Source organism: Vibrio sp. 03_296 (assembly GCF_002265885.1).
The window spans coordinates 1-894 of record NZ_NPKW01001232.1; the positions used below are offsets into that span (position 1 = coordinate 1).

The window sequence follows — 894 nt, forward strand, 5'->3', positions numbered from 1 at the left end:
CCGCAAGGTGGGGTAATAAGTCCACTGATAGCGAATATCTATCTGGATGCGTTCGATCAGGAGATGCGAAAGCGTGGTCACCGCATAGTGCGCTATGCGGATGATATCTTGATCTTCTGTCGTAGCCGAGCAGGAGCAGAGAATGCGCTTGYWCAGGCGACAAAGATACTGGAAAAAGAGTTGAAACTGACGGTGAATCAGAGCAAATCTCATATAGCACACAGCGAAAATGGGGTGAAGTTCCTTGGCGTTGAAATCGGGGAACAATACACCCGAATTCAGCCCAAGAAACTGGCTCTGTTCAAACAGAAGTTGAAGCAGATGAGCAAACGTAATGGCGGAAAGCCATTAGTGCAGGTCATCAACGAGCTAAATCCCGTTTTACGAGGGTTCAGTCAGTACTTCAGGATCGCCAATACCAGCAGGGAGTTCTCGCGAATAGCAGGATGGTTAAGGCGCAGACTGCGCAGCATCCAGTTAAAATTATGGAAGAAACCGWCACGGTTGCACCGSARGCTGAAACAGCTTGGTTACAAGCCGCCGTTCAGGTCAATTCAAATGAGTAGCTGGAAAAATGCGCAGAGTCCCTTAGCCAGTTATGCGATGCCAAATCAATGGTTTAACGATCTTGGTTTGTTCAATATCGAGCATGTTAGGACAGGGTACGTGTTCAGCAATTATGCTGAATGGAAGTGTGCATGAGCCGTATACGAGGCCCGTACGTACGGTTCTGTAAGAGGGATGAGGCGGCAACGCCTCACCCTACTTGTTGTACTTTGAAATGATGCCCCATCTTTTCTCACTGATTGCATCAAACATCAAACATCAAACATCAAACATCAAGCATCAAACATCAAACATCAAGCATCAAGCATCAAGCATCAGTGCTGATGT

1 protein-coding gene is annotated in these 894 nt (G+C 47.0%); it reads left to right on the forward strand.

Annotation, left to right across the window (positions count from 1 at the left end):
- Nucleotides 1-702: reverse transcriptase domain-containing protein (locus tag CIK04_RS31205; RefSeq protein ID WP_325206051.1), on the forward strand; the 702-nt coding region annotated here is incomplete at its 5' end.
- Nucleotides 703-894: the final 192 nt, after the last annotated feature.